26 protein-coding genes and 1 pseudogene are annotated in these 25,881 nt (G+C 64.5%); 14 read left to right on the top strand and 13 right to left on the bottom strand.

All coding sequences use genetic code 11. The features are described from left to right. Positions 1-42: 42 nt before the first annotated feature. On the bottom strand, positions 43-432 hold the full coding sequence (locus RMO89_RS19970; RefSeq protein ID WP_310535381.1) for a DUF3597 domain-containing protein: 390 nt from the start codon (positions 430-432) through the stop codon (positions 43-45). Between the two features lie 118 nt (positions 433-550). After that, positions 551-2,386, bottom strand: coding sequence for a DUF885 domain-containing protein (locus RMO89_RS19965; protein WP_310535380.1), 1,836 nt, complete (start codon positions 2,384-2,386; stop codon positions 551-553). 97 nt (positions 2,387-2,483) lie between these two features. Here RMO89_RS19965 and RMO89_RS19960 point away from each other — a divergent pair, with 97 nt between their 5' ends. Further along, the gene (locus RMO89_RS19960) at positions 2,484-2,681 is read left to right on the top strand and encodes a hypothetical protein (RefSeq protein WP_310535378.1); all 198 of its coding nucleotides are present in this window, start codon (positions 2,484-2,486) and stop codon (positions 2,679-2,681) included. A gap of 197 nt (positions 2,682-2,878) precedes the next feature. On the opposite strand, the gene RMO89_RS19955 is transcribed toward RMO89_RS19960, so the two are convergent. Further along, positions 2,879-3,535, bottom strand: a complete 657-nt coding sequence (locus RMO89_RS19955; RefSeq protein ID WP_310535376.1) for an alpha/beta hydrolase — start codon at positions 3,533-3,535, stop codon at positions 2,879-2,881. Between the two features lie 133 nt (positions 3,536-3,668). Between RMO89_RS19955 and RMO89_RS19950 the strand changes: the two genes are divergently transcribed. Genes RMO89_RS19950 through RMO89_RS19940 form a run of 3 tightly spaced genes read left to right on the top strand, consistent with a single transcriptional unit; the run spans position 3,669 to position 6,243 of the window. Beyond that, the gene (locus tag RMO89_RS19950) at positions 3,669-4,832 is read left to right on the top strand and encodes an aminotransferase class V-fold PLP-dependent enzyme (protein WP_310535434.1); all 1,164 of its coding nucleotides are present in this window, start codon (positions 3,669-3,671) and stop codon (positions 4,830-4,832) included. Further along, the gene (locus RMO89_RS19945; protein ID WP_310535375.1) at positions 4,829-5,908 is read left to right on the top strand and encodes a cysteine desulfurase family protein; all 1,080 of its coding nucleotides are present in this window, start codon (positions 4,829-4,831) and stop codon (positions 5,906-5,908) included. Before RMO89_RS19950 ends, RMO89_RS19945 begins: the two co-directional genes overlap by 4 nt. 5 nt (positions 5,909-5,913) lie before the next feature. Next, positions 5,914-6,243 carry a 2Fe-2S iron-sulfur cluster-binding protein gene (locus RMO89_RS19940; protein WP_310535373.1) on the top strand — a complete coding sequence of 110 codons (330 nt, stop codon included), beginning with the start codon at positions 5,914-5,916 and terminating at the stop codon, positions 6,241-6,243. A 6-nt stretch (positions 6,244-6,249) separates the two neighbouring features. Here the strand turns inward: RMO89_RS19940 and RMO89_RS19935 are convergent, their stop codons facing one another. Beyond that, the gene (locus tag RMO89_RS19935) at positions 6,250-6,828 is read right to left on the bottom strand and encodes a type 1 glutamine amidotransferase domain-containing protein (RefSeq protein ID WP_310535371.1); all 579 of its coding nucleotides are present in this window, start codon (positions 6,826-6,828) and stop codon (positions 6,250-6,252) included. Between the two features lie 119 nt (positions 6,829-6,947). Here RMO89_RS19935 and parC point away from each other — a divergent pair, with 119 nt between their 5' ends. After that, positions 6,948-9,233: a DNA topoisomerase IV subunit A gene (gene parC, locus RMO89_RS19930; protein ID WP_310535369.1), complete on the top strand. Its 2,286-nt coding sequence runs from the start codon at positions 6,948-6,950 to the stop codon at positions 9,231-9,233. A gap of 128 nt (positions 9,234-9,361) precedes the next feature. Here parC and RMO89_RS19925 read toward each other — a convergent pair whose 3' ends face one another. The 6 genes from RMO89_RS19925 to RMO89_RS19900 are packed head-to-tail and all read right to left on the bottom strand — an operon-like array spanning position 9,362 to position 14,082. Beyond that, positions 9,362-10,021 (bottom strand): TIGR02281 family clan AA aspartic protease, encoded by a 660-nt coding sequence (locus tag RMO89_RS19925; protein ID WP_310535368.1) that lies wholly within the window; start codon positions 10,019-10,021, stop codon positions 9,362-9,364. A 30-nt stretch (positions 10,022-10,051) separates the two neighbouring features. Beyond that, the gene (locus RMO89_RS19920; RefSeq protein ID WP_310535366.1) at positions 10,052-11,221 is read right to left on the bottom strand and encodes a CCA tRNA nucleotidyltransferase; all 1,170 of its coding nucleotides are present in this window, start codon (positions 11,219-11,221) and stop codon (positions 10,052-10,054) included. After that, the gene (locus RMO89_RS19915) at positions 11,214-11,810 is read right to left on the bottom strand and encodes a CoA pyrophosphatase (RefSeq protein ID WP_310535364.1); all 597 of its coding nucleotides are present in this window, start codon (positions 11,808-11,810) and stop codon (positions 11,214-11,216) included. The genes RMO89_RS19920 and RMO89_RS19915 overlap by 8 nt, the downstream gene beginning before the upstream one ends. Next, positions 11,807-12,352 carry a DUF1285 domain-containing protein gene (locus RMO89_RS19910; protein WP_310535363.1) on the bottom strand — a complete coding sequence of 182 codons (546 nt, stop codon included), beginning with the start codon at positions 12,350-12,352 and terminating at the stop codon, positions 11,807-11,809. Before RMO89_RS19910 ends, RMO89_RS19915 begins: the two co-directional genes overlap by 4 nt. A gap of 25 nt (positions 12,353-12,377) precedes the next feature. Beyond that, positions 12,378-12,887 carry an N-acetyltransferase gene (locus RMO89_RS19905; RefSeq protein ID WP_310535361.1) on the bottom strand — a complete coding sequence of 170 codons (510 nt, stop codon included), beginning with the start codon at positions 12,885-12,887 and terminating at the stop codon, positions 12,378-12,380. 43 nt (positions 12,888-12,930) lie between these two features. Further along, positions 12,931-14,082: a PQQ-dependent sugar dehydrogenase gene (locus tag RMO89_RS19900; RefSeq protein ID WP_310535359.1), complete on the bottom strand. Its 1,152-nt coding sequence runs from the start codon at positions 14,080-14,082 to the stop codon at positions 12,931-12,933. A gap of 10 nt (positions 14,083-14,092) precedes the next feature. Between RMO89_RS19900 and RMO89_RS19895 the strand changes: the two genes are divergently transcribed. The 3 genes and pseudogenes from RMO89_RS19895 to RMO89_RS19885 all read left to right on the top strand — a co-directional run bounded on the left by RMO89_RS19895 (position 14,093) and on the right by RMO89_RS19885 (position 17,011). Then, the gene (locus RMO89_RS19895) at positions 14,093-14,731 is read left to right on the top strand and encodes a ribonuclease HII (RefSeq protein WP_310535432.1); all 639 of its coding nucleotides are present in this window, start codon (positions 14,093-14,095) and stop codon (positions 14,729-14,731) included. Next, on the top strand, positions 14,728-15,642 hold the full coding sequence (locus RMO89_RS19890) for an oxidoreductase (RefSeq protein ID WP_310535358.1): 915 nt from the start codon (positions 14,728-14,730) through the stop codon (positions 15,640-15,642). Before RMO89_RS19895 ends, RMO89_RS19890 begins: the two co-directional genes overlap by 4 nt. Positions 15,643-15,883: 241 nt before the next feature. Then, a pseudogene (locus tag RMO89_RS19885) lies at positions 15,884-17,011 on the top strand (site-specific DNA-methyltransferase). A 7-nt stretch (positions 17,012-17,018) separates the two neighbouring features. On the opposite strand, the gene RMO89_RS19880 reads toward RMO89_RS19885, so the two are convergent. Then, positions 17,019-17,867 carry a VacJ family lipoprotein gene (locus RMO89_RS19880; RefSeq protein WP_310535357.1) on the bottom strand — a complete coding sequence of 283 codons (849 nt, stop codon included), beginning with the start codon at positions 17,865-17,867 and terminating at the stop codon, positions 17,019-17,021. A gap of 163 nt (positions 17,868-18,030) precedes the next feature. Here RMO89_RS19880 and folP point away from each other — a divergent pair, with 163 nt between their 5' ends. Together folP and RMO89_RS19870 are read left to right on the top strand one after the other, a co-directional pair. Further along, positions 18,031-19,128: a dihydropteroate synthase gene (gene folP, locus RMO89_RS19875; protein WP_310535356.1), complete on the top strand. Its 1,098-nt coding sequence runs from the start codon at positions 18,031-18,033 to the stop codon at positions 19,126-19,128. 12 nt (positions 19,129-19,140) lie between these two features. After that, complete coding sequence (locus tag RMO89_RS19870; RefSeq protein WP_310535355.1) at positions 19,141-20,913, top strand: cation:proton antiporter; 1,773 nt, start codon at positions 19,141-19,143, stop codon at positions 20,911-20,913. Here the strand turns inward: RMO89_RS19870 and RMO89_RS19865 are convergent. After that, positions 20,910-21,674, bottom strand: a complete 765-nt coding sequence (locus RMO89_RS19865) for an SDR family oxidoreductase (RefSeq protein WP_310535353.1) — start codon at positions 21,672-21,674, stop codon at positions 20,910-20,912. The genes RMO89_RS19870 and RMO89_RS19865 overlap by 4 nt on opposite strands. A 70-nt stretch (positions 21,675-21,744) precedes the next feature. Between RMO89_RS19865 and RMO89_RS19860 the strand changes: the two genes are divergently transcribed. Continuing rightward, complete coding sequence (locus tag RMO89_RS19860) at positions 21,745-22,146, top strand: hypothetical protein (RefSeq protein ID WP_310535352.1); 402 nt, start codon at positions 21,745-21,747, stop codon at positions 22,144-22,146. On the opposite strand, the gene RMO89_RS19855 is transcribed toward RMO89_RS19860, so the two are convergent. Beyond that, positions 22,143-23,564: a sigma-54 dependent transcriptional regulator gene (locus RMO89_RS19855; RefSeq protein ID WP_310535351.1), complete on the bottom strand. Its 1,422-nt coding sequence runs from the start codon at positions 23,562-23,564 to the stop codon at positions 22,143-22,145. The two genes, RMO89_RS19860 and RMO89_RS19855, sit on opposite strands and share 4 nt — an antisense overlap. Before the next feature lie 193 nt (positions 23,565-23,757). Between RMO89_RS19855 and RMO89_RS19850 the strand changes: the two genes are divergently transcribed. From RMO89_RS19850 to RMO89_RS19840, 3 genes are read left to right on the top strand one after another with little or no spacing between them, the layout of a single operon-like run. Next, entirely contained in the window at positions 23,758-23,880 is a 123-nt protein-coding gene (locus tag RMO89_RS19850) for an aa3-type cytochrome c oxidase subunit IV (protein WP_310535349.1), read from the top strand. A 7-nt stretch (positions 23,881-23,887) separates the two neighbouring features. Continuing rightward, entirely contained in the window at positions 23,888-25,015 is a 1,128-nt protein-coding gene (locus RMO89_RS19845; protein ID WP_310535348.1) for a Re/Si-specific NAD(P)(+) transhydrogenase subunit alpha, read from the top strand. Positions 25,016-25,038: 23 nt separating this feature from the next. Beyond that, positions 25,039-25,842 carry a hypothetical protein gene (locus tag RMO89_RS19840; RefSeq protein WP_310535347.1) on the top strand — a complete coding sequence of 268 codons (804 nt, stop codon included), beginning with the start codon at positions 25,039-25,041 and terminating at the stop codon, positions 25,840-25,842. Positions 25,843-25,881: the final 39 nt, after the last annotated feature.

Raw genomic sequence — 25,881 nt, 5'->3', positions numbered from 1 at the left:
CGATGGGAACCGCGGCCTTTTTCATGTCAGAAGCTGGGCTGCTCAGTCGAGCATCGAAGCCGGCACCTTGCCGCCGTTATCCGACAGGGCCTTCATCACCTGCTTGTGCAGCGTGATATTTTCCTCGGCCGAACCCGAATAGTCGGCATCGCCGAGTTCGTGCGCCAGTTCCTTGCGGTTGTCATAGCTGGCATCGATCCCGACCAGCTTCATCAGGTCGACAATCGAACTGCGCCAGTTGAGCTTGTCTGCACCGGGCATGGCATCAAGCGAGGCTTCGACATCGACTTCGCTCAAGGGCGCAGGCGCTGCCGCAGCGGCAACCGCGATCGCCTCATTGGCCATGTCGACGGGCGAGGGGCTGGGAGCGGGGGCCGGGGCCTCTTCCTTCTTGCCGAAAATGCTGTCCTTGATCCTGCTGAAAATTGACATGTCCTGCGTCCCTTCAAAAGCGGCGTTCGGCCATCGGACGACTCGTCCTTTGTGCGCGAAAGTCGATGCGCGATGCTACAGCGCCTAACGCGTCTGAACAGTCAGTGTTGCAATGAGTTTACATCCCCTGTGCAGTGCCGATGTAGCGATCAATGTTGAGTGCGAGCACGTCGAGCGGAACATTGCCGCCATCGACCACCGCCTGATCGAAATCGCGCAGGTCGTAAGTGCCGCCCAGCGCCGCCTTGGCCCGGTCGCGCTGCCGGTTGATCTCGCTGTGACCCATCTTGTAGCCGCAGGCCTGCCCGGGCCACGAGCAATAGCGGTCGATTTCGGGGGCCAGCTCGGCAAGGCCGGATCCGTTGGCCTCGTGGAACCATTGCAGCGCCTTTTCGCGGCTCCAGCCCATCGCATGGATGCCGGTATCGACGACCAGTCGGCAGCAGCGGAACGATATGCCCTGCAGATAGCCCAGCCGGCCCACCGGATCGTCGTCATATGCGCCAAGCTCGTCGGCCAGTTGTTGCGCATAGAGCGCCCAGCCTTCTGAATAGGCGTTGAAGGCGAGGAGCGAGCGGATCAGCGGCAGGCGGTTCGAATATTCGCCCTGCCAGACGTGGCCGGGGATGCCTTCGTGGAACACCAGATCGGCCACCGAGAAGCGGTTGTGGCGGCTGGTGCTCGACAGGTTGACCCAGACCTTGCCGGGGATCGAACCATCGATCGAGCCCGCCCCGCCATAGGCATTGGGTGCGCCGGCTTCCTCCGCCAGTGGCAGGCGGCGGATTTCCAGCTTGGCCGGCACGACCCGGCGGAAAGCGCGCGGCATCTGCGAGCGCATGAACGCGATCTTGTCTTCCATCAGCTTGATGATCTCGCGCCGGCCCGCGTCGTTTTCGGGGAACTGATAGCGCGGATCCTCGCCCAGCGCCTTCATCCGCTGGCCGACCGTGCCGCTGGAATAACCGAGTTTCTGCAGGATCGGCTCCATCCGCGCCTGCAGTTCGGCCAGCTGGGTCTTGCCGATCTCATGGATTTCCTTAGGCGCCAGCCGGGTGGTGGTGCTGGCGCGCAGGCCCCAGGCGTACCATTCATCCCCGCGCGGGCGTGACCACATGCCGGCTTCGGAGGTCGCCTTGCCGCGCTGCCTCTTCAGTTCGGCAAGCTGGCGCTGGAGGGCAGGGACGACATTGCCTGTGACGATGGCTTGCGCACGCTTGCCCCAGTCGCCGGGGATTGTCTGGGTGCGGTTGATCAGTGACTGGGCAAGGCCGCTCTGCCCGCTGCTGGCATCGGCGATCGATTGTTCCATCTGCCTGATCGCTTTATCGAGCAGGAAATCAGGCGCAATCAGCTTTTTACCGCCGGCATTTCTCAATCGTTCGAGTTCGCCGTCGAGCTGTGCCTGCATCTGCGACAGGCGCGCAAGGTAGGCCTCGGCATCGCTGGCGCTGCGCACCGGGTGGTCGCCATCAAGGAAGCGCGGTGTATCGAGATAGGCGCCGACATTCTGGATCACGACATAGGGCGTGTTGCGCCAGCCGCCGATCGCGACATCGCCGTAGGGCAGCTTGAACCCATCGAGCGCAGTGCCAAAAGCGCTCTTGACCACGGCGAGGCTGGTGCGGGTGACATCGTCGACCTTGGCGGGATTGACCGCGGAAACCTGCGCCAGCGAGCGGCGCAGCAGCGCAGCCTTGCGCGCCTGTCCGGCGGCGGAGCGATCCTCCAGCCGCGAGCGCAAGGCGGCGTTGGTGCCGGTATCGATGCCCAGCGAGGTCGCGCCCTCGGGTGAAAGCTTGAGCAGGTCCCAGGCGATGTTCTCAAGCAGTTTGACCGCGCGGTCCTGCTGGCTGGCCGTGGCCGCATAGGACATTGCCGGGAGAGTGAGGGCGGCACCGGCGGCGGACAGGCCGCCCAGCGTCTGGCGGCGGGTCAAGGGATGGTTGCTCATGCAACCAAGATTGGAAAGCGGTTTGCCGCCTGTCAAATGCAATTCGCCGGGATCAAGGGGACTTTCTGCGAGCGACTTGCGGCGCTATGCAGCCACCATGCTGAACACCGCGCTCTCGCTCATGATGCTGACGATCATCGCCCTCGTGCTCGGCGCGATCTACCTCTTGCGGCGCGGCGGCGCGACCAAGCAGGCGCTGCTGATGCTGTTCCTCGCCATGGTGCTGGGGATCAACATCGGCATCTGGACTCTGCCGGATGCAAGCGGGAACGCGCCGGTCGATCAGGCGAAGTAGGGGCGCGCACCACCCGTCATCAATTTTGCGTCATCCTGAACTCGTTTCAGGATCCATTTCTCCCAACGCCCCGAAGCTATGTTACGCAGCGCAACGTAACCGTTGCGTCATGCTCGCCTGCTCCGGGCGCGAGGCCTGATGGATCCTGAACCAAGTTCAGGATGACGAAGTGAGGGGCGAATTCGCCCCCCAATCCATCACCTGATCGGGCATTCCGGCGAGAGGCGGAAGTCGAGGTACTTGTCCACGGCCAGCATCATGTCGTCCATTTCGTTTTCGTAGAAATGGTTGGCGCGCGGGATTTCGTCGTGGTGGATGGTGATGTGCTTTTGCGTGCGCAGCTTGTCGACCAGCTTCTGCACCGCGTTCGGCGTAACTACGGTGTCAGCCGCGCCCTGCACGATGATGCCCGATGCCGGGCACGGCGCGAGGAAGCTGAAATCGTACATGTTGGCCGGCGGCGAGACCGAGATAAATCCGCGGATTTCCGGGCGGCGCATCAGCAGCTGCATGCCGATCAGCGCGCCAAACGAATAGCCGGCGATCCAGGTCGAGCTCGCCTCTGGATGGATCGACTGCACCCAGTCGAGCGCCGCTGCCGCATCGGACAGTTCGCCGATGCCGTTGTCAAAGCTGCCCTGGCTGCGGCCGACGCCGCGGAAGTTGAAGCGCAGCACGGCAAAGCCGCGCGCCACGAAGGTCTTGTACATGGCCATCGTGATGCGATCGTTCATCGTGCCGCCAGCCTGCGGGTGCGGGTGGAGGATCATCGCGACGGGAGCGCGCGGGCGCGAAGAGGGCTGGAAACGGCCTTCGAGGCGGCCTTCGGGGCCGGGGAAGATCACTGAAGGCATGGATTTGTCACCTTGTGTTGCGGGCCATTCGCGCGGCGTCCCGGAATTTATGGGAGGCCGGTCCGCTAGGGGCTATGATCGGGAAGCTGGCGCTATATAGAAACGGAGGCTCAAAAAGCAACGATTTCGGGACCTGATGCGCGAAACCATCTACCTTGACCACGCCGCGACCACGCCGCTGCTGCCCGCAGCGCGCGAAGCGATGGAACGGGGCTTTGCGATCTGGGCCAATCCTTCCAGCCCGCACCGCGCCGGCAGAGGCGCTCGCGCCGCGCTGGAAGAGGCGCGCGAACGGGTGAAAGCGGCGCTTGGCTGGCAGGGCGAGGTGGTCTTCACCAGCGGCGCGAGTGAGGCGATTGCGCTGGCGATCACGCGATGTCTGCTGCCGCTGGCGGCGGTGAGTGCGGTGGAGCATGAGGCTGTTCTCCGGCACCTCAAATCCTCCCCGGCACGGGGAGGGGGACCGACAAAGCCGATGGAGGGGACGGGCGGCGCTCGCAACGATGCGTCTGGCCGCGAGCCCCCACCGTCATCGCTGCGCGATGCCACCTCCCCGGAGCGGGGAGGACTGATCGCTGTCGATCGCTTTGGCCTCGTCAATCCCGCCGATTGCGCGCTGCCGGGCCTCGTCGCCGTGCAACAGGCGAACAACGAAACCGGCGTCATGCAGCCGATGGAAGCCATTGCCGATGCCGTGCGCGGCGCGGGCGGGCTGTTGCTGTGCGATGCGGCGCAAGGGGCGGGCAAGTTGCTGACGCCCGATGCAGACCTGATTGCCTTGTCGGCCCATAAATTTGGCGGGCCAGTGGGCGTCGGAGCCTTGCTGGTGAAGGACTGGGCCATGCTGCGCCCCACCGGCGGTCAGGAACGCGGCTATCGGCCGGGCACGGAAAACCTGCCGGGGGTTCTCGCGATGGCGGCGGCCTTGGAGGCGGATCGCGGCTGGCTTGATGAGGCGGTGCGTCTGCGTCACCGGCTGGATGACGCGATCCTGGAGGCGGACGGCACGTCCATTGCCGAGGAGACGGCGCGGGTTCCGTCGATTGCGGCCTACCGGATGCCCGGCAAGTCCGCCAATGCTCAGCTGATCCGCTTCGATGCCATGGGCTTCGCGGTTTCGGCGGGGAGCGCCTGTTCCTCCGGATCGCTGCGAACCAGCCACGTTCTCGAAGCCATGGATATTGCCAACCCGGATGAGGTTATCCGTGTAAGTATCGGACGAGAAACGACAGAACAGAAGATTGATGCATTCATCACGGCATGGCGTCACGTCGCCGGAACAGGGACGGCGGCATGATCTACCTCGATTATCAGGCAACTACGCCGCTGGCGCCTGAGGCGCGGGAAGCCATGCTGCCGTGGTTGGCGGGACCCGAGGGCATGGGCTTCGCCAACCCGCACAGCCCCCACAAGCCGGGCCGCGCGGCGGCGGCGGCGGTTGAGGTGGCGCGGGAGCAATTGGCCGCACTGCTGCCGCCCGATGGGCGGGTAGTGTTCACCAGTGGGGCGACCGAGGCGCTGAACCTCGCAATACTCGGCAGAAAACCCAAGCAAATCGTTGTTTCTAATATCGAACACTCCGCTGTCATTAACGCAGCGAGGGCAACTGGCGCTCCGATCCAGGTTCTGGAAGTCGGCGCGGATGGGCTGCTCGATCCCGATACCGCGTTTGCACCGGGCAGCGACATTGTCTGCGTCATGCAGGCCAATAACGAGATCGGCGTCATCCAGCCGACCGAGGAACTGGCGCGCAAGGCCCATGCCAAGGGCGCGCTCTTCGTCTGCGATGCGGTGCAAGGCTATGGCAAGATCGCCGCCCCCGCCGAAGCCGACATGATCGCGATCACCGGGCACAAGATGTACGGGCCAAAGGGCATCGGCGCACTGTGGTTGCGCGACGGCGTTCATCTCGATCCGATCGTCTTCGGCGGCGGACAGGAGGGTGGCCTGCGCTCGGGCACGCTCTCGCCAGCATTGTGCGCAGGTTTCGGCGCGGCGGCGGCGCTGGCAAAGGACAGCATGGAGGAAGACGCCGCCCATTGCGCTGCGTTGTTCAGCCTCGTCCTGTCACTGATGCCGCACTGGCAACTCAACGGCAGCGCCGATCACCGCTGGAAGGGGAACGTCAATCTTCGTCGCGACGGACTGGACGTTGGGCGTCTGATGAGCGAATGCCGCGACATTGCCTTTTCCGCCGGTTCCGCCTGCGCCAGCGGCAAGGGCGAGCCCAGCCGTGTGCTATCAGCCATCGGATTGCCGCCAGAGGCACTGAAAAGTTCTATACGACTGGGCTTTGGCCGTTATACGACAAGGCGGGAAATAGAGGACGCCTGCGCTATCTTGAACGCCGCCGCTGCGGCGCAGGGAGTTTGAACGTCGTGGTCCGCATCAAGTTCATTAATGGTGAAGCTGAAGTTTCCGCCAAGGCCGAGCCAGGCACCCGCCTGCTGGAAGCGGCCCAGGCCGCCGGAATGCCGCTCGAAGGCACCTGCGAAGGCCAGATGGCCTGCTCCACCTGCCACGTGATCGTCGCGCCCGAATGGTTCGACAAGCTGCCGCGCGCCAGCGACGACGAGGAAGACATGCTCGACCTCGCCGCCGGGATTACCCGCACCAGCCGGCTATCATGCCAGATCACGCTGGATGCGGACCTCGACGGAATCGAGATCCGCATTCCGGGCGAAAGCCGCAATATCCAGCGGCTTTAGGTCAGATCAGACCTCTTCTTCCTCGATCTCGTTTTCGCTCTCATCTTCATCGTCATTGCCAGCTTCATTGATCGCCGCGATCAACGCTTCGTTGAAGGCGGGAATATCGCCGGGCATACGGCTGGTAATAATGTGGCCATCGACCACGACCTGTTCGTCGAACACTTCCGCGCCGGCGTTTTCCAGATCGGTGCGGATCGAGGGCCAGCCGGTTACGCGGCGGCCGTCGATGATGTCGGCCTCGACCAGCAGCCATGGCCCGTGGCAGATCGCCGCGATCGGCTTTTCGGCGTCGTCGAAATCCTCAACCAGTTCGATCGCGCGCGGCTGCATGCGCAGGATATCCGGGTTCATCTGTCCGCCGGGGATCAGCAGGGCATCAAAGTCCTCGGCCTCGACATCGTCAAGCAGGGCATCGACAGTCACGCTTTCGCCCCAGTCCTTGTCGCTCCAGCCCTTGATTTTTCCGAGCTTCATGCTGGCGACGACGGTCTCGAAACCTTCGGCTTCCAGCGCTCTTTTCGGTTCGATAAGTTCGGATTGCTCGAAACCATCGGTGGCGATGATGAGGACGCGCTTGGTCATGGTGTGCTCCGGGGATTGTGCCGATTCTGGCAGGGTGTTCGATGGGTGAGAACGAACGGCGGAAAAACTGGTTCCCCCGGTTCCCTCGCGCCCGGTCTCACGGCTAAGGCAGCCGGACCATGGTGACTGCAACGACCGAACCCGATCCCTTTGACGCCATTGTTGACGCGCCTTTCGATTCAGCGCTTTCCGAGCGCTATCTCGTCTATGCGCTGTCGACGATTACCGCGCGGTCGCTGCCTGACCTGCGCGACGGGCTGAAGCCGGTCCACCGCCGCCTGCTCTGGGCGATGCGGCAGTTGAAGCTCAACCCCAGCGATGCCTTCAAGAAATCGGCGCGCGTGGTGGGTGATGTGATCGGCAAATATCACCCGCATGGCGACCAGTCGGTCTATGACGCGATGGTCCGCCTCGCGCAGGATTTCTCTCTGCGCTATCCGCTGGTCGAAGGGCAGGGCAACTTCGGCAATATCGACGGCGATAACGCCGCCGCCTATCGTTACACCGAAGCACGGCTGACCAAGACTGCAGTTCAGCTGATGGCAGGGCTGGAGGAAGGCACGGTAACCTTCATCCCGACCTATAACGGCGAAGAGGAGGAGCCGGAAATCTTCCCCGGCCTGTTCCCCAACCTGCTGGCCAACGGCTCGTCGGGCATCGCCGTGGGCATGGCGACGAGCATCCCCAGCCACAACGTCCACGAGATCATCGATGCGACGCTGATGCTGATCGACAATCCACACGCGGAACACGCCCAGTTGATGGAGATTTTCCACGGGCCGGACCTGCCGACCGGCGGCGTCATCGTCGACAGCCCGGAAATCATCAGCCGCGCTTACGAGACCGGCAAGGGCGCAATCCGCGTGCGCGGGCGGTTCTCGACCGGCAAGGACGGCGCAGGCAACTGGGAGGAGAGCGGCATCGAAAAGCTGGCGGGCGGCCAGTGGCAGCTCGTGATTTCCGAAATCCCCTACATGGTCGGCAAGAGCAAGCTGATCGAGCAGGTCGCCCAGCTGATCGCCGACAAGAAGCTGCCGATCCTTGAGGATGTGCGTGACGAATCGGACACGCAGATCCGCATCGTTTTCGTGCCGAAGAGCCGCAATGTTGATCCCGAACTGCTGAAAGAGTCGCTGTTCAAGCTGACCGATTTGGAAAACCGGTTCAGCCTCAACCTCAACGTGCTGGACGACACCCGCACCCCCGGCGTGCTCTCGCTCCGCCTACTGCTGCTGGAATGGGTGAAGAGCCAGATCGATATCCTGATCCGGCGCAGCCAGCACCGGCTGGCCAAGATCGCCGACCGGCTCGAGCTGCTCGGCGGCTACATCATCGCCTATCTCAACCTCGACCGGATCATCGAGATCATTCGCACCGAGGATGAGCCAAAGCCGGTGATGATGCTGGAATTCGAGCTGACCGATCGCCAGACGGAGGCGATCCTCAACATGCGGCTCCGCTCCTTGCGCAAGCTTGAGGAAATGGAACTGCGGCGCGAGCGCGACGCGCTGCTCGCCGAGAAGGACGAGCTGGAAAAGCTGTTAGAAAGCCCGGCGCGTCAGCGCACGCGGCTGAAGCGCGACATGGCCAACCTGCGCAAGGACTATGCCGAGGATACCGTGCTCGGCCGCCGCCGCACGACGATTGCCGAAGCCGCGCCCACGGTCGAATTCTCAATGGATGCGATGATCGAGAAGGCACCCGTCACGGTGATCCTGTCAGCCAAGGGCTGGATCAGGGGCGCGTCCGGCCACGAGGCGCTCGACAAGGAATTCAAGTTTAAGGAAGGCGACGGCCCGGCCTTCGCGCTCCATGCGCAGACCACCGACAAGCTGCTGGTCGCTTGCGATAACGGCCGTTTCTACACGCTGGGCTGCGACAAGCTGCCCTCGGCGCGCGGCTTTGGCGAACCGGTCCGCACCATGGTGGATATCGATGCCGGGGCGGAGATCATCGCCCTGCTGGTCTACAGGCCCAAGGGGCAGTTGCTGCTGGCTTCGAACGCCGGACGCGGCTTTGCTGCCGAAGCCGACGAATTGCTCGCCGAAACCCGCAAGGGGCGGGGCGTGATGACCACCAAGCCCGGCGTGAAGCTGGCTGTGGTGCGCGAAATCCCCGCCGAGCACGATCACATCGCCGTGGTTGGAGATAACCGCAAGCTGGTGATCTTCAGCCTTGAGGAACTGCCGGTGCTCGCCAAGGGGCAGGGCGTAACCCTGCAACGCTACCGCGACGGCGGACTGGCCGATGCGGTGACGCTAAAGCTGGACGAGGGACTGAGCTGGAAGATGGGCGGCGAGTCTGGCCGCACCCGGACGGAAAGCGACATGCGACTGTGGAAGGTCGCCCGCGGCGCGGCTGGCCGCTTGCCGCCAACGGGGTTTCCGCGGGATAACAAGTTCTGATCCGCTGAGCTGATAATAATCGTCATCCCGGCGAAGGCCGGGACCCCGACCAAACCAGAAAAGACGTAGCCACGCGACGGCTTTATTTTATACGCTGGGTCCCGGCCTTCGCCGGGATGACGGCAGGTTTAAGCGGGCTTCTCGTCCGCCACCGCCGCCTGTGGATTATTCGGCACCAGCACCAAGGTGCGCCCCTCGACCCGCCAGGACTTCAGCCGCGACAGGAAGTTCATGCCGAGCACACTGGTTTCGCCCAGACCCGGCGCGACCACGGCGTCGAGATCGCGCGCGATGATATTGCCGAAGCGCAGTTCCCTGATCGTCACCAGTTCGGCCATCGCCTGCCCGTTCGCGGTCTTGAGGATCACCGGAGCGCGCATCGCCTGCTTTTCGACGCGGGCCTGCTCTGCGACCGGCGGGGCCATCGCGGTGAGCGTTGCGCCGGTATCGACCATGAAGCGCACCGGCGCGCCGTTGACCTCTGTACGGATCCAGAAATGGCCATCGCGCGACATGGCCACGCGGGTTTCGCTGCCTTGCACTTTTTGCTCGGGCAGACCGATACCGGGCAGACTGAACTCGCCGCCCGGATTGAGCCGCGCAACCTGCGCGATGGTCAGCAGCAAAGCGGCAACGAGGCCGAGGTTCCCGATCCCGCGCACCGCGCCGCCCAATCGCGGCAGGGCAGGGCGCAGCATTCCGCCGAGGATGGTGACGAAAACGGCTGCCAGCGCCAGCGTCAGCAGCGGCTGGTCCCGAAGGAAGGCGATAAGCGCGTCGAGGTTCATGCGCGGACCATGGCAGGCATCGGCTTTCGCTTAGCTGACCGGGCGGGTGGCGGCATCTAGGAGCGCCGGGATCCGCGCATCGTCGAAGCCCGAGGCGATCCATGCGTCCTCGACCTCGCACAGGATGCGGGCGACTTCGGGGCCGGCCTTGACCCCGCGCGCGAAGACTTCGCCGCCCTTGAGCGGGAAGCGGGGCACGGTCCAGTTCTGGAGCGGTGATGTGTCCGCGCCGATGAGAAGCAGGCGGTCCAGCGCGCCGTCGCTACCGAGGCGATAGGCGAGGGCGCGGGCGTTCGCCCCCAGGTCTGCGCGTCCCGCAGCGATCTTCAATCGCTTCTTCTGCGCGCCGGAAAGGCGGAACCGGCTCGCCGCCTGCTCGGCCTGCGAAACATCGGCGGGAAGCAGCGCGACGAGGCGGCGCAGCGGGTCGGGGGCGATGCCGCTGTGTTGTTCGTGCGTGACCAATGCCGCCAGCGCGTCCACGTCCGCTTCGGGCAGGACCTGGCTCAGCACCCCTAGTTCGCCCATACGCGCCACGGTCGGCGCGGGATCGGGCAAGCCAAGCAGGTTAAGCATCTCCATGCCGATGCGCTCGCGCGACAGGCCCTTGAGCGTTGCGGCTAGTTCTTGGCAAGCCTCTTCGGCTTGTGTATCAGCAGGTTGTGAGCCAAACCTCGCCTGAAACCGGAAATAGCGCAGGATCCGCAAGTGATCCTCGCGGATGCGTTCCCGCGCGTCACCGATGAAGCGCACCCGGCGCGCTTTCAGGTCATCCAGCCCGCCGAACCAGTCGAATATCTCAAGCGTGGCCGGATCGGCATAAAGCGCGTTCATGGTGAAATCGCGCCGCGCGGCGTCGTCCTGCCAGTCGTCGGCAAAGGCCACGGTGGCGCGGCGGCCGTCGGTGCTGACGTCATGGCGCAGGGTCGTGATCTCGACCGGGCCGAAGGGGATCAGCGCGGTGACCGTGCCGTGTTCAATGCCGGTGGGGATCGCCTTGATGCCCGCGTCCTTCAGCTTGCCGATGACCTTGAGCGGACGCAGCGGCGTGGCAATGTCGACATCCTTGACCGCAAACCCGAGCAGCGTGTCGCGCACCGCGCCGCCGACAAAGCGGGCATTGCCGGGGCCGAGCACCGCAACCAGCGCGGCGATGTCTTCGCGGCGTGTCCATTCGGCGGGGGGAAGCAGTTCAACCATGCCAGCCAAGCCGTTTCGACAGGTTGACGATGATCGCGGCGGTGACACCCCAGGTATTATGCTCGCGCCACAGGATTTCGTAATAGGGCCGCATGCCGCCTTCCCATTGCACCCACTTCTCGGCGTGGTTCGCCGGATCGAACATATGCGAGACTGGCGGTTCGAACCACTGGGCAACTTCGGTGGGGTTGGGAATAATTTCCAGATCGGGTGGCACAACCGCGAGCACTGGTGTGATCTCGAAACCCGAATGCGCGCGGTAGACGTCGCCTGTGCCAATCACGCGGACCTGTTCGGGCGGAATGGCGAGTTCCTCCCACGCCTCGCGCAGCGCTGCTTCTTCGGGGCTTTCGCCGGGATCGATCTTGCCGCCGGGAAAGGCGATCTGCCCCGGGTGCGCACGCATGTTTGACGGGCGGTGGAGCAGGATCATGCCGGGTTCCTCGCGCTCGGTCATGGCGATGAGCACGGCGGCGGGGCGGAATTCTTCCACCACAATCGCGCTCCAGTCCTCGAACAGCTTCGGCGCGGGCGATCCATCGAAACCGCGCTGATAGAGTGTCGACACGCGCGCGTGCAGGTCGCTCATTGCGGCACCAGCGAGAATGTCTCGCCCCTACTCGCCACGTTCAGAACTCCGCCCGCCAGCGCCATTTCGACCAGCTGGGCATAGGTCGAGCGGTTGAGCCGCGCCTCGGTGCCATGGCGCACCGCGACATAGAGCGCGGGCACGTCAGGATCGCCGCGCGCGATGATCGGGTGGCCCGGGCCGGCGATCACAGTGTCATCGGTGTTGAGCCGGAAGGCGAGGGCATCGCCCTGTGCCGCCACATCGACTGCGATGAAGGCTGCATCCTCAACGTCGATCGAGAGCATTTCCTGCGGCGTCACCAGCCAGTGCTGGCCGTCCGCGTCACGGCGCAGCAGAGTGGCAAAGGCGCGAACCATGGCCGGGCGCCTGATCTCGCCGCCCTGATGGAACCACTTGCCATCAGCGGCGATCCGCATCTCGCTGTCACCGCGCTGCTCGGGCTGCCACTGGTCAACCGGCGGCAACTTGCGCGCCCCTACCAGCGCTGCAATCTCTGCGAGCGACAGTCCGGCAAGGTAAGGCGGTGGATCATAGGGCATGCGCGATTAGCGATGCCAGATCGCCCTAGCCGAGCCAAGGCCCCAACGTGCCCTTTTCCGGCAGCACGGCCGGGTTTTCGGCGCGGACTAGCAGCCGGCTCCGTTCAAACGGGCCGGGCAAGTCCCAGCCTTGTGTCGCCTCGTTGGAGAAACCCCAGAAGCGGCCATAATACTCCGGATCGCCGATCATCACCTGCGGCAGCGGCGCGCGCGGGTCGATTGCGGCGAGGCTCGCGGTCATCAGCGCCTTGCCATAGCCGCGGCCCTGATGCTCGGGCAGCACGGCGACCGGGCCGACCATGATCATCGGATGGCGGCGGCCATTGGCATCGGTCAGCGCCACCGGCCAGCACTGGATCGTGCCAGCCAGCAGGTCGTCCTCGTCGAGCGCGGCGAAGGACAGGCCGGGCAAGGCCTCGGTCCCTTCGCGTACCTTGTAGGCCGTTCGCTGGCGGCGTTCCGGCTCAAACGCGATGTCGAGCACCTGTTCGACAAGGTTGGGCGAAACGTCGGCGAGGGGGATGATGTTGGCCATTGCGGGCGGGCCGATAGGGCGAAAGGGCCCGCCGTGCAACGATTCAGCGCGGAACAACCTCAAGCAATCGTCCGCTCGGCGCGTCCTCGATCATCCACAGCTTTCCGTCCGCGCCCTCGGCAATGCCGCGCATCCGCGAGTCCATGTTGTAGCGTTCCGCCTCGCGCGCCGTGTCGCCGGTGATGGTCACGCGGACCAGCCCCTGTGCGCCGAGCGCGGCGATCAGGGCATTGCCCCTCCATCCGGGGAACTTCTCGCACTTGCAGATGATCATCGCGCCCGGAGCGATCACCGGGTTCCAGCTCAGCGCCGGGGCGGCAAGGTCGGGGCGGGTGGCGTGGCGGGGGATGGGTTTGCCGTCATAGTGGTCGCCGTTCGACACCAGCGGCCAGCCGTAATTGCTGCCGGGCTTGACGAGGTTGAGCTCGTCTCCGCCAGCCGGGCCGTGTTCGATGTCCCACAGCCGGCCTTCACCATCGAAGGCGACGCCCAGCAGGTTGCGGTGGCCATAGGACCAGATTTCCGCTGAAACGCCGCCCTTGTCGGCAAAGGGATTGCCGGCGGCCGGTTTGCCGTCGGGCAACAGGCGGAGCATCTTGCCGAGATTGACGGTCAGGTCCTGCGCAGGGGTGAATTTCTGGCGGTCGCCCGAAGTCAGGAACAGGGATTTGCCATCGGGTGAGAACTTGATCCGGTGGCTGTAATGGCCGCGTCCGGTGACCTTGGGGCTCTGCCGCCAGATCACTTCCAGCCCATCGATCCGCGCTGCCGCGCCATCGCGCACCAGCTTTGCCCGGCCGAGAACCGCGCCGCGAGTATCGCCTTCGCCCGCTTCGGCCCATGTCAGATAGATCATGCTATCCTTCGCAAACGTGGGCGAAAGCGCGACATCGCCGAAGCCTCCCTGGCCGCCGTAATCGACCTTCGGCGTACCGCTGACGTCGATCATCGTGCCCTTGGCAAGGTCGACGATCTTGAGCTTGCCCTTCTTCTCTGTCACCAGCGCGGCATTGCCCGGCAGCAGGGCAATCGCCCATGGCTCGTCGAACTTGGCGACTTCGCGGGTGGTGAAGGGGTTGGTTTCGGCAAAATCGGCCGATCCCTGTATGCTGCTATCCCCGGCGGCGGTTGCGCCGCAGCTTGCGAGGGGGACGAGCAGGGGCGATAGCAACAAGCTGAGGGTTTGACGTTTCATGGGCGTGAAGATGGGCCAACCGTTCCTGATTGCCAAGACCGGGTCGACGAACGCCGCGAGAAGGCTGTCGATAGGTGTGGACGAGGCCGGGCGCGGTCCGCTCGCCGGGCCGGTGGTCGCTGCGGCGGTTTTGCTGTGCAGTCCGCGCCCTGCCGGACTTGACGATTCCAAGAAGCTTTCGCGCAGTGCCCGTGCTTTGCTCGAAGAGCGCATCAAGCGCCGCTGCCTCTGGGCCGTGGGCGTGGTTGACGTGGACGAGATCGACCGGCTCAACATCTTCGGCGCAACCATGCTGGCGATGACGCTGGCGGTGCGCGCGCTGTGCGAACAACTGGACGAAGATCCGGCCGAAGTGCTGATCGACGGCAATCTGACTCCGCAGGGGCGCCGCCCGGAGTGGTGCTGGCCGGCGCGGGCGATCGTTGGCGGCGATGCCATCGAACCTTGCATTTCCGCTGCCTCGATCATCGCCAAGGAACACCGCGACCGCATGATGCGCGCCTATGCCGAGCAGCACCCTCACTATGGCTGGGAGCGTAACGCCGGCTATGGCACGCCCGAACACCTCGCGGCGCTTCGCACGCACGGCGCGACCCCGCTTCACCGCCGCAGTTTCGCGCCGGTCGCCCAACTGGAGCTGCAGATATGAGCGGATTTACCGAAGCTGATGTTCCCGATCAGTCGGGCCGCACGATGATCATCACCGGATCGAACACCGGCATCGGGTTCGAGATTGCCCGCGTGCTGGCCGAGTGCGGCGCGAGGGTGCTGCTCGCCTGCCGCAGCAAGGACAAGGCCGAGGCGGCCATGGCGCGGATCGGCTCGCTGGCGAGCGGTGCCGACCTTGCCTTCCTGCCGCTCGATCAGGGCGATCTTGCCTCGGTGCGAGCTGCTGCGGAACTTGCGGCTAGGGAAGCGCGGCTTGACGCGCTGATCAACAATGCCGGCGTCATGGTGCCGCCGTTGACCCGCACCGCGCAGGGGTTCGAACAGCAATTCGGCGTCAATCATCTCGGCACCTTTGCGCTGACCGGGCTATTGCTGCCCCAGCTGGCCGAGACGCCGGGATCGCGCGTGGTCATCACCTCGAGCATCGCGCACAAGACGGGGCGCATCGATTTCGGCAATCTCGACGCATCAAAGGGGTACAAGCGCGGCGATTTCTATTCGCAGAGCAAGCTCGCCAACCTGCTGCACATGACCGAGCTTGACCGGCGCCTACGCGCGGCAGGTTCGCCGGTGGCGGCGCTGGCCTGCCATCCGGGCGTCGCGGCAAGCGAACTGACGCGGCACATTCCGTTCGGCAGCCTGTTCGGTGCAGCGATGGGGCTGTTCCTCAACACGGCGGCAAAGGGGGCTTGGCCGGCGCTGCAGGCGGCGACCGATCCGGCGGCGCAGTCGGGCGACTATTACGGCTCGCAGCAATGGCGCGAAATGCGCGGGACATCGGGCAAGGCGCAGCGGGCCCCGCAGGCCTGCGATCTCGCCGTCGCGCGGCGGCTCTGGGACGTTTCGGTGGAGCTTACCGGCGTCGATCCGGGGCTTGCGCCGGCGGATTGAGCCTGCGCTTATCGGGGGCGAGGCAAATAAATTCGCCCGCAGAGTCCTCCGCGCCACACCACCAGATGTAGAGTCCTCCCGGAATCTCGAGACTCCACATGATGTGTGGGACTCGTTTCGTTCCGCCTGAGAGAACCCCTCAAAGTGGCTGAATCGCAAGGATTCCCGGCGAGTCGCGACTTGACGGCGGCCTGTGGATAACTCACCCTGTGCGTTCTGAATCGGGGGGATACGAGTTTCCATGGCGCAAACACTGCTCAAACCGCGCGCTCTGCAGCAGGCGAAGGACGTGCGCGATGCGTTGCCGCTGGGCCAGATCATCGCAGGGGACTGCGTTGAGGCGATGCGCTCGCTGCCCAGCGCCTCGGTCGATCTCGTCTTCGCCGATCCGCCGTACAACCTGCAACTCGGCGGCGATCTTTCCCGCCCCGATGGCAGCCATGTCGATGCCGTGACCGATCACTGGGACCAGTTCGACAGCTTCGCCGTTTACGACAAGTTCACCCGCGAATGGCTGACCGAGGCGCGCCGCGTGCTCAAGCCTGATGGCGCGCTGTGGGTGATCGGTTCGTACCACAACATCTTCCGCCTGGGCGCGATGATGCAGGACATGGGCTTCTGGATCCTCAACGATGTCGTCTGGCGCAAGGCCAACCCGATGCCCAATTTCAAGGGCACCCGCTTCACCAACGCGCATGAAACGCTGATCTGGGCATCGATGGGCGAAAAGGCGCGCTACACGTTCAACTACACGGCGATGAAGACGCTGAACGACGAATTGCAGATGCGTTAGGACTGGGTCCTGCCGATCTGCAACGGGCAGGAACGGCTCAAGAAGGGCGGCACCAAGGTCCACCCGACGCAAAAGCCCGAGGCGCTGCTCTACCGCGTGATGCTGGCGACGACCAACAAAGGCGACGTCGTGCTCGATCCGTTCTTCGGCACCGGCACCACTGGCGCGGTGGCCAAGCGTCTGGGCCGTCAATGGATCGGCTGCGAGCGCGAGAGCAATTACCGCGAAGCGGCGCTTGAGCGGATCGAAATGGCGCTGGAGCTGGATGAATCGGCGCTCAAGACCATGCAGAGCCCGCGATCGGCGCCCAAGGTGGCTTTCGGCACGCTGATCGAAACCGGCTGGATCGCCGCCGGTACCTTGATCACCGACAAGAAGCGCCGCCTGAGCGCCACGGTGCGCGCCGATGGCTCGCTGGTGTCAGGCACGGAAATCGGTTCGATCCACGGCCTTGGCGCCAAGCTGCAAGGCGCCCCGGCCTGCAATGGCTGGACCTTCTGGCACATCGAGCACGAGGGCGAGATCAAGCCGATCGACGCGCTACGCAAGCTTTACCTGCTCGCCACCGAGGATTGATCCGCGATCAGGAGCCGGGAGCCGCTTTCGCTTCCGGCTGCTTTTTCTTGGCGTCGGCCAGCGGGCCGCGGCCGTGCAATGCCTCGATTTCGTCGCGGCGCTTGGCAAGATACCATTCGCGTTCGGCGACATAGGGATCGCCGGTCGCGTGGAATTCCTTGAACTTGTCATCCAGCTCGATCCGGTCATCGAGCGACTTCACGACGCCGGTGCCCAGCGCATAGGGTGAGGTGTTGAAGGGTGCCCCGGCGACCGAAGGCAGGAACGATTTGTCGAGCACCCAGCCGACAAGATCGCGCGCGCTCGTTGGCCCGATCACTGGCAGGAACATGTAAGGCCCTGCGCCGACGCCGTAATAGCCAAACGTGTTGCCAAACCCGTTGGGGCGGTAGGGAAGGTTGATCGACTTGCTCTTGGCCACATCGATCAGTCCGGCGACCCCGACCGTGGAATTCACCGCAAACCGTCCGACCGTTTCGGCGGCCTTGCCGGGCTTGAGTTGCAACATGAAGTTGAGGAAATTTACCGGCTCGGTCAGGTTGCGCAGGACATTGCGCAGGCCTGTTCGGGCCGGGCTGGGGAGCACCTTTTTGTAGCCCATTGCCAGCGGGGCAACGAGGGCGTTGTCGACCGCTGTGACCGCCTTGAAGGCTTCGACATTGATTGCCTGGCCGGGATCCTCGGGCACGTCCTGACGCGCGGAGACGACGATTTCGTCCGGGCCGGCCGCCGTCTCTTCGCTTGGCGGCGGTGCGGTCTGAACCGCTGCTTCGGCGACCAAAGGTAGGGACGGCTCGGCAGGAATGGCAGGATTGGCTGAACCGAGCAGCGCGGCAGCCAGGGGAACATTGATCAAGACGGCATCCTTCCGGAACGAGAATCCGCATCCAGTATCCTCGCCAAGTCTTTACGTAAGCTGTTGTTCTTGCCTTGTCCAATTGCCCACCCCAAGGAAAACGCGGGATAAGTCCGCCATAAGCGGGTTCGCGCCGCCGATCTTTCCGGTTATCGGTCGCACGATGAGCCTCTCCGTATATCTCCGCCCCATCGCCCTCGCCGAAAGCCCGCAAAGCGAGGAGGGCGATACCGTCCGGCTGGGGGGATCGATGGTCTGGGCGAGCCGCTTTGCGCTGATCGCCTGCGAGAACAGGAAGGTCGTGCGGCGCGAGCGCTATTCCGCCCGCCAGCTTGAAGGCGCGCTGCCGGCGCTGCCCGATGACGTTGCCGTGCAGTTTGAAAACCTGAAGCGCGTCCACGCCCCGATCCAGTGCGGCGCGCGCATGATCCGGCTCGACCAGCCGCAGGTCATGGGCATCCTCAATGTCACACCTGACAGCTTTTCGGATGGCGGCGAATTTCTCGACAAACCCGAAGTTGCCGCTGCCCATGCCGCGCGCATGGTCGAGGCCGGGGCTGCGATCGTCGATGTGGGCGGTGAATCCACGCGCCCCGGCGCAGCGGCGGTGTGGGAAGGGGATGAGGTCAAGCGCGTTGTCCCGGCGGTCGAATTGCTGGCAGGAATGGGCGCGGCGATCAGCGTCGACACCCGCCGCGCGAGTGTGATGGAAGCCGCGCTTGGCGCCGGTGCCCATATGATCAATGACGTGTCCGGCCTGCGCCACGATCCGCGATCGATGGAGCTCGCGGCCAGCAGCGGCGCGCCCGTGGTGCTGATGCATGCGCCGGGTGAGGGCGAGAACCTGCACGAAGGCGGCACCTATGCCGATGTTGTGCTCGACGTATTCGACTGGCTGCGCGCTCGCCGCGATGCGGCGCTCAGCGCCGGAATTGCGCGGGAGAAGATCGTGCTCGATCCGGGCATCGGCTTCGGCAAGACACTGGCCGAAAACCTCGCGCTGGTGAACGCGCTGCCGCTGTTTCACGCGCTCGGCCAGCCGCTGCTGGTGGGGGCGAGCCGCAAGCGCATGATCGGCGCGCTGTCCAACGAAGCGCCCGCGCACAAGCGCATGGGCGGCAGTCTGGCGCTGGCGCTGCGGGCGATGGATGCGGGCGTGCACTTGCTGCGCGTTCATGACGTGCCCGAAACCGTGCAGGCGCGCGACGTGTGGCGCGGGATGCGCGATGCGGCGCTCACCGATTTCAGCCAGCTGGCATAAGGGGTAGAGCCGATGCACGATGCCGGTGGTTCTGCACTGCGCGACGGGGTGATCCTGCTCGGTTTCGCGATTGCCTTTGTCTTGATATTCCGCCGGTTCGGGCTGGGTGCGACGCTGGGCTATCTGGTCGCCGGGGCGCTGGCCGGGCCGCAAGTGCTGGGCCTCGTCGGCGATGCCGAGGGCAAGCTGGGCATTGCCGAACTCGGCATCACGCTGCTGCTGTTCGTGGTCGGCCTCAGTCTCAATCCTACCCGCCTCTGGGCGATGCGGCGCGACATATTTGCCATCGGCGGCCTGCAGGTAGTGACTTGCGGTCTGGCGCTGACCGGCGTGGCGGCGTGGGGCGCGGGGTTCCACTGGGCCGCGGCGCTGGCGCTCGGCCTGCCGCTGGCGCTGTCCTCCACCGCGCAGGTCTTGCCGATGCTGCAAAGCTCGGGCCGCCTGCGCACGCCGTTTGGCGAGCGGGCCTTTGCAATCCTGCTGTTTCAGGACCTGTCGATTATCCCGCTCATCACGATTATCGCCGCGATGGGCCATGATCCGGCGGCGGCGGGAGGCCCCTCCGGCTGGATGCAGGCGTTGCTTTCGCTTGGCGCAGTCGCCGGGCTGATTTTCGCCGGCCGCTTCCTGCTGCGCCCGCTGTTTCGCCTGATTGCCAACCTTGGCGAGCAGGAGATGTTCGTCGTCGCCGGCCTGTTCACCGTGCTCGCCGCCGCCGCGATCATGGAGGCGCTTGGCCTGTCGAGCGCGCTGGGCGCTTTCGTTGCCGGCGTAATGCTGGCGGACAGCCCCTATCGGCATGAGATCGAGGCCGATGTCGAACCGTTCCGCTCGATCCTGCTGGGCCTGTTCTTCGTCTCGGTCGGCATGATGCTCGACCTTGGCGCGATTGCCGAAAATCCGATCTTCGTGGTGGCCATGGCGCTGGCGGTGATCGTAGTGAAGGCCTTGCTGATCTTCGGCATCGCGCGCCTGTTCGGCATGGCCTGGCGCGGCGCGCTGGGACTGGGCCTATTGCTCAGCCAAGGCGGCGAATTCGGTTTCGTGCTCTTTGCACAGGCGAGCCGGGGCGGGTTGATCGACGCTGAGGCAGCGAGCCTGTTCGGGGCGGTCGTCACGCTATCCATGGCGACCACGCCGTTCCTGATGATGCTCACCAAGCGGCTGCGTGATGGCGTGCCTTCTTCCAAGGAAGAACGCGCCGGCCCCAGCGCAGACGGCGCCAATGCCATCGTCGTTGGCTATGGCCGCTTTGGCCAGACTGTCGCGCAGGTGCTTCACGCCGCCAAGGTGCAGGTTTCGACGATCGACACCGATATCGAGATGATCGATATCGCCACCGGCTTTGGCGCGACGGTCCACTTCGGCGATGGCACGCGGATCGATCTGCTGCGGCAGGCGGGCGGCGAAGAGGCGGAAGTCATCGCCTTCTGCATTGATGGTGGGGGCGTCGACGCTGCGCTGGTTCACGCGGTGCATGAGGCTTTCCCCAAGGCCTCGATCCTGGTCCGCGCCTATGACCGCCGCGCCGCCATGGCGCTGGCCGGAACCCCCGCGGTTGTCGTCGTTCGCGAGATGCAGGAATCAGCGATCAAGCTGGCACGCGGCGCGCTCGAGCAGTTGTCAGTGAGCCGCGAGGAAATCAGCCGCGCGGTCAATCACTACCGCACACTCGACGAAAAACGCCTCGCGTTGCAGGTTGAAACGGGTGACATCCGGGTGGCGCGCAACCTGATCCTGACGGGGCAGGACGATCCGGAAATGGAGCCGCAGCAGGGCGGTTAGCGATAGCCGCAGTCGCTGCCCAGCACTTCGCCGGTGATCGTCCATGCCTCGTCCGACAGCAGGAAGCCGATCTGGTTGGCCATGTCCTCGGCCTGCGCGGTGCGGCCCATCACGCTGACTTCGGCGGCGATCACCGCCATCGCCGCTTCCTTGCTGCCGTGCTGTTCGACGAGGCTTTCGAAGTAGCCGGACTTGGTCCAGATCGGCGTTTCGACCCGGCCAGGTGCGATGGCGTTGATGCGGATGCCGTCGGACACGTGTTCGACGGCGGCGACACGCGCGAGGTGGGCGATGGCGGCCTTGGTCGTGCCATATGCGCTGGTCATGGCCATCGGCTTCACCCCGGCGGCGGAGCTGAGCAGCACGGCGGAACGGTTGCCGGTGCCTTTCAGCATCAGCCGCAAGGCGCAGCGCAGGCCAAGAAACACGCCGTCGAGATTGACCGCCTGCATACGCCGCCATCCGGCAAAGTCCTGACTGACGATCGGCGTGCCGCTGGCGATCCCGGCGCTGAGCACGGCATGGTCTAGCCGTTCGACCGAGCGCTCAACCTCGTCCCACAGCGTTTCATCCGTCACGTCGCCGATGAAGCGCCGCGAGGGGCAGGAAAGGTCGAGCGCATCGAGGCCAGCCTCGTCCATGTCGACGAGGATGATCTCGGCGCAGCCGTTGGCCGCGAGCCATGTCGCGCAGGCCGCGCCGATGCCCGATGCTGCGCCAGTGACGAGCGCCGTGCGCCCAGAAAAGTCGAAACGTGCCATGCCGGCCAGGTTAGCACGGCTTGCCAGCGCTTTTGAAGCGGTTAGCATTAGGGTGGAAGGGAGCGGCTTGATGGCAGCAAGGGCAATGATGGCTTTGGGCCTGTTGATCGGACTGGCGGGCGCTGCGTCGCCCGCTCCGCTGCCCGCCAACGCGCTGGTGATTTTTGGCTCGCGTTATTGTGCGCCCTGCGTTGCCGAGCTCAAGGAACTGCCGCGCATTTCGCAGTGGCGCGGCGCGCGGCCCTTGGTCGTGGCGTGGATCGACAAGGAGCCACCGCCGGTTATCGGGACCTATCCCGCCACCCGCTTGGTCGAATGGCGCGAAGCGCGGCAGATGCTGATGACTTCGTCGGCGGGTGCATCGCTCGCAGTGCCGCTGGTTGTGGCGACGAATGGGCAGGGCAAGGTTTGTGGTTCAACGCGCAAGCCGTTGACGCGGGCCTTGGTGAAGGACCTGACGAAAGCCTGTTAGGCTGCGCTGTCGATTCCAAGATCGCTCAGCTTGCGATAGAGCGTCGAGCGGCCGATCCCCAGCCGCCGGGCAACTTCGGTCATGCGGCCGCGGTAATGGCCGATGGCGAGGCGAATGACGTCAGCCTCGATCTCTTCCAGCGGGCGCAGGTTGCCGTCAGGGGCGTAGAGCAACACGCCGACCCCTTCCTGCATGGGCTGCGAGGGCAAGCGTGCATCACTGCCGATCAGGTTCGAAAGCTGCGGGAAATCCTCGCTGGTCAGCGCATCACCGTCGCAAAACACGGCGGCACGGAACAGCACGGCCTGCAACTGGCGGACATTGCCCGGCCAGTCATAGGCGCCCAGCAAAGACAGCGCGCTGTCGGTAATGCCGAGCGGGCGCAAGCCGGGTTGTTCGCCGATGCGCGCCAGGAAATGGCGGGCCAGTGCTGGAATGTCGCCCGCGCGCTGGCGCAGCGGCGGAACGGCGACAATCGTGTGGCTCAGCGCTTCGTACAGTTCGGGCAGGAAATGGCCGGCGGCGACGAGGTCTTTGAGTGGCAAGTTGCTCGCGGCGATCAGGCGGACGTCGACGCGGAACGAATGGCGCGCGCCGATGGGGCGCACATCGCCGCGGGCAATCGCTTCGGCGAGCCGGCCCTGGATCGAGTCGGGCAGGCGGTCGATCTCGTCGAGCACCAGCGTGCCGCCGTCGCAATGCTGCATCGCGCCGATCTGGCGGTCGAAAGCACCGGGGAAGGCGCCACGTTCGTGGCCGAACAGCACGCTTTCCACGGAATTTCCGGGAATGCTGCCGACATTGACCATGCGCAGCGGCATCTTTGAACGCGGGCTGGCGGCGTGCATTGCGCGGACCAGCATTTCCTTACCGCTGCCGGTCTCGCCCTCGATCAGCACCGGAGCATGGCCGCGCGCGGCCTTGGCTGCGATGGCCAGGGCGGATCGGAATGTCGGGGCGGCACCGATCATCGATTCGAAATCGAGACTGGCGTGCATCTTCTCGGTCAGCGGGGCGAGCTCGTCCTGCGGCGTTTCACGGGTGGTCGCGGCGCGCAGGGCCTCCATGAGCCTATCTGGGGCAACTGGCTTGATCAGGTAATCGGTGGCCCCGGCGCGCATCGCCTCGACCGCCAGCAGCGGCGAGGCGCTGGTGGTGAGCATCAATATCGGCAGGGCGGGGCGGCGGCTTTTCAGTTCGGCGATCAGTTCGCAGGCATCATCACCCGGCACCCACTGATCCAGAATGATGGCATTGAGTTGCATGCCCTGCCGCGTGCCCAGCGTCGCTATGGCGGTTTCGCTGTCGCGGACGACAAGCGTGCGCCAGCCTTCACGCGCGGCAAGCGCGGAGATCAACCGGCATTGAGCCGGCTCGTCGTCGATCAGCATCAGCAGGCGCTGCTCGATTTCGGACATGCGTTCCCCGTGCGAAGCGCTTGGCCGCGAAACAGCTTCGCGAACCTTCGCAGTTGTTCATAAGGCGAGTGGGTAAAGAGCGGATTAAGGTTGTTACCGCTTGAGCGCGGGCATCTAGGGCGATAGAGGCTTTGGCCTATGTTCAATTGGCCCGCATCGGTTGCGGGCCGCAAGCACGGGGCTCGACCAGGCTATGGCATCCGGTAACGACATGAAGGCGCACAATTCGACCTACACCAGCTTCCTTGGCGTGCTGAAGTGGTCCGTCCCGCTTCTCGCAGTCGTGGCAGCTGTCGTCATCGCTCTGATTTCCTGACCGGCTGATGACCGAACCCCTTCGGATCGCGGTTCTCAAAGAACGCGCGAGCGGGGAAACCCGCGTTTCGGCCACGCCGGAAACGGTGAAGAAATTCATCGCGCTGGGTGCGGTTGTCGCGGTTGAAAAGGGCGCCGGCGAAGGCGCTTCGATCAGCGACGCGGAATACGAAGCGGTTGGCGCAGAGGTGAAGTCCGGCGCGGTAACGGGCGCGGACGTGGTGCTCGGCGTGCAGGGGCCCGAACCCAAGGCGCTGTCCGGCGTTCGCGCCGGGGCATGGGTTGTCGCGACGCTCGATCCCTTTCGTGAACGTGCGCGTATCGACGAATATGCCAGCCTCGGGCTTGAGGCGCTGGCGATGGAATTCATGCCGCGTATCACCCGCGCGCAATCAATGGACGTCCTGTCCTCGCAGTCGAACCTGTCGGGCTACAAGGCGGTGATCGAAGCGGCGAACCTCTACGGCCGCGCTTTCCCGATGATGATGACCGCTGCCGGCACAGTTTCGGCGGCCAAGGCCTTCGTCATGGGGGTTGGCGTTGCCGGCCTTCAGGCTATCGCCACGGCCCGCCGCCTTGGCGCGCAGGTTTCCGCCACCGACGTGCGTTCGGCGACCAAGGAACAGATCCAGTCGCTCGGCGCCAAGCCGATCTTCGTGGAAAATGTCGCCGGCATCGAAGGCGAAGGCGCGGGCGGCTATGCCACCGAAATGTCGGAGGAATACCAGAAGGCGCAGGCCGATCTGGTATCCAGCCACATTGCCAAGCAGGACATCGTCATCACCACCGCGCTGATCCCGGGCCGGCCTGCGCCGCGCCTGATTTCAGACGCGCAGATCGCCTCGATGAAGCCCGGTTCGGTCATATTCGACCTTGCTGTGGCGCAGGGCGGGAATGTCGAAGGTTCGGTGCCCGATCAGGTCGTGGTCAAGCACGGCGTCAAGATCGTCGGCTATTCGAACACGCCTGCGAAGTTGCCGGCTGACAGCTCGGCGCTCTATGCGCGCAACCTCTACAACTTCCTGTCCGCCTTCTGGGACAAGGAAAAGGGCCGCCCGGTCCTCGACGAGGAAATTGGCGATGCCGTGCGGTTGACCAAGGATGGCAAGGTTGTGAACGAGAGGCTGCTGGGGTGAATTTTAGGGGGGCAATTTTCGCCGTGGCCGCATTGGACATTGGGTTTTGCTCGGTGTCGGTTGAGGCTGCGCCAGGCAAGAAGGATGAGTTGCAAGTCGATTGGGCTATTCCGGCAGATGCCTTCGCTCCTGGTAAGGGCGAGGCAAAGCCTGGAGGTCTGACTTTCTCATTCAGCTTGGTTCCAGCTCGGATGCTGGTCGCGAACGAACCAGTCAAAAGCGGCGATGGTAAGGCGTTGCTGCCCAAGAGCGCCCAGCTGTACCTTATGGTTGGATCGCGTCTGCTGGCATGTAGTCAAGACCAGTTCGCCGCTGGCTTTGTGGGTTCGTCGAATCGAGTCTGCGTCCTCGATAGCGATGGCAACGGCCGGTTCGATGCATATTTTCTCCGCAGTCGCGGCCGCTCATTCATGACAGGCGATCAGATGTGGTTCGCCATGAATGATTCGATGCCAACCCGTGCAATGTCGCTCAAGGACTTTGCCTTTGTCGATGGAGATCCATTGGCTGCGAGCCAGAGACCCAAAATCGACTGGCACTTGGTGGCCAATGACAAGGGACAGGTCAGCTCCGTCATGAGGATTGAGGATAAGCATAGTTTCGGTTCGTTGTGCCCTTGGCACGCGCCGGCCAAGGAAGCGCTGCCTGACGAACTCAAAGTTCCCTGCGGTGCGGGAGATTTCATCGTGCACGCTTGGAATCTCACAAAGCCCAGAGCCGAACAAAGAGTGGAATTGCTTGCGCCTAATCGGACCGTCAAGGTCCGTTTCGATGTGGACCCCAGACTGATGGGGGCACGGCTCATGTCAGGAATGTATTTCGAATGATGGCGATCATTTACTCACACCTGAGCATCGTCAGGATGA

Source organism: Novosphingobium sp. (assembly GCF_031424035.1).
GTDB lineage: Bacteria > Pseudomonadota > Alphaproteobacteria > Sphingomonadales > Sphingomonadaceae > Novosphingobium.
Note: the sequence above shows the minus strand (reverse complement) of the source record. Positions and strands in the feature narration are given on the sequence as shown.

What these genes read in the sequence shown, in the direction of transcription:
- RMO89_RS19970 (WP_310535381.1), bottom strand. Translation starts at nt 432, where the DNA reads ATGTCAATTTTCAGCAGGATCAAGGACAGCATTTTCGGCAAGAAGGAA.
- RMO89_RS19965 (WP_310535380.1), bottom strand. Translation starts at nt 2,386, where the DNA reads ATGAGCAACCATCCCTTGACCCGCCGCCAGACGCTGGGCGGCCTGTCC.
- RMO89_RS19960 (WP_310535378.1), top strand. Translation starts at nt 2,484, where the DNA reads ATGCTGAACACCGCGCTCTCGCTCATGATGCTGACGATCATCGCCCTC.
- RMO89_RS19955 (WP_310535376.1), bottom strand. Translation starts at nt 3,535, where the DNA reads ATGCCTTCAGTGATCTTCCCCGGCCCCGAAGGCCGCCTCGAAGGCCGT.
- RMO89_RS19945 (WP_310535375.1), top strand. Translation starts at nt 4,829, where the DNA reads ATGATCTACCTCGATTATCAGGCAACTACGCCGCTGGCGCCTGAGGCG.
- RMO89_RS19935 (WP_310535371.1), bottom strand. Translation starts at nt 6,828, where the DNA reads ATGACCAAGCGCGTCCTCATCATCGCCACCGATGGTTTCGAGCAATCC.
- parC (WP_310535369.1), top strand. Translation starts at nt 6,948, where the DNA reads ATGGTGACTGCAACGACCGAACCCGATCCCTTTGACGCCATTGTTGAC.
- RMO89_RS19925 (WP_310535368.1), bottom strand. Translation starts at nt 10,021, where the DNA reads ATGAACCTCGACGCGCTTATCGCCTTCCTTCGGGACCAGCCGCTGCTG.
- RMO89_RS19920 (WP_310535366.1), bottom strand. Translation starts at nt 11,221, where the DNA reads ATGGTTGAACTGCTTCCCCCCGCCGAATGGACACGCCGCGAAGACATC.
- RMO89_RS19915 (WP_310535364.1), bottom strand. Translation starts at nt 11,810, where the DNA reads ATGAGCGACCTGCACGCGCGCGTGTCGACACTCTATCAGCGCGGTTTC.
- RMO89_RS19910 (WP_310535363.1), bottom strand. Translation starts at nt 12,352, where the DNA reads ATGCCCTATGATCCACCGCCTTACCTTGCCGGACTGTCGCTCGCAGAG.
- RMO89_RS19905 (WP_310535361.1), bottom strand. Translation starts at nt 12,887, where the DNA reads ATGGCCAACATCATCCCCCTCGCCGACGTTTCGCCCAACCTTGTCGAA.
- RMO89_RS19900 (WP_310535359.1), bottom strand. Translation starts at nt 14,082, where the DNA reads ATGAAACGTCAAACCCTCAGCTTGTTGCTATCGCCCCTGCTCGTCCCC.
- RMO89_RS19895 (WP_310535432.1), top strand. Translation starts at nt 14,093, where the DNA reads ATGGGCCAACCGTTCCTGATTGCCAAGACCGGGTCGACGAACGCCGCG.
- RMO89_RS19890 (WP_310535358.1), top strand. Translation starts at nt 14,728, where the DNA reads ATGAGCGGATTTACCGAAGCTGATGTTCCCGATCAGTCGGGCCGCACG.
- folP (WP_310535356.1), top strand. Translation starts at nt 18,031, where the DNA reads ATGAGCCTCTCCGTATATCTCCGCCCCATCGCCCTCGCCGAAAGCCCG.
- RMO89_RS19870 (WP_310535355.1), top strand. Translation starts at nt 19,141, where the DNA reads ATGCACGATGCCGGTGGTTCTGCACTGCGCGACGGGGTGATCCTGCTC.
- RMO89_RS19865 (WP_310535353.1), bottom strand. Translation starts at nt 21,674, where the DNA reads ATGGCACGTTTCGACTTTTCTGGGCGCACGGCGCTCGTCACTGGCGCA.
- RMO89_RS19860 (WP_310535352.1), top strand. Translation starts at nt 21,745, where the DNA reads ATGGCAGCAAGGGCAATGATGGCTTTGGGCCTGTTGATCGGACTGGCG.
- RMO89_RS19855 (WP_310535351.1), bottom strand. Translation starts at nt 23,564, where the DNA reads ATGTCCGAAATCGAGCAGCGCCTGCTGATGCTGATCGACGACGAGCCG.
- RMO89_RS19850 (WP_310535349.1), top strand. Translation starts at nt 23,758, where the DNA reads ATGGCATCCGGTAACGACATGAAGGCGCACAATTCGACCTACACCAGC.
- RMO89_RS19845 (WP_310535348.1), top strand. Translation starts at nt 23,888, where the DNA reads ATGACCGAACCCCTTCGGATCGCGGTTCTCAAAGAACGCGCGAGCGGG.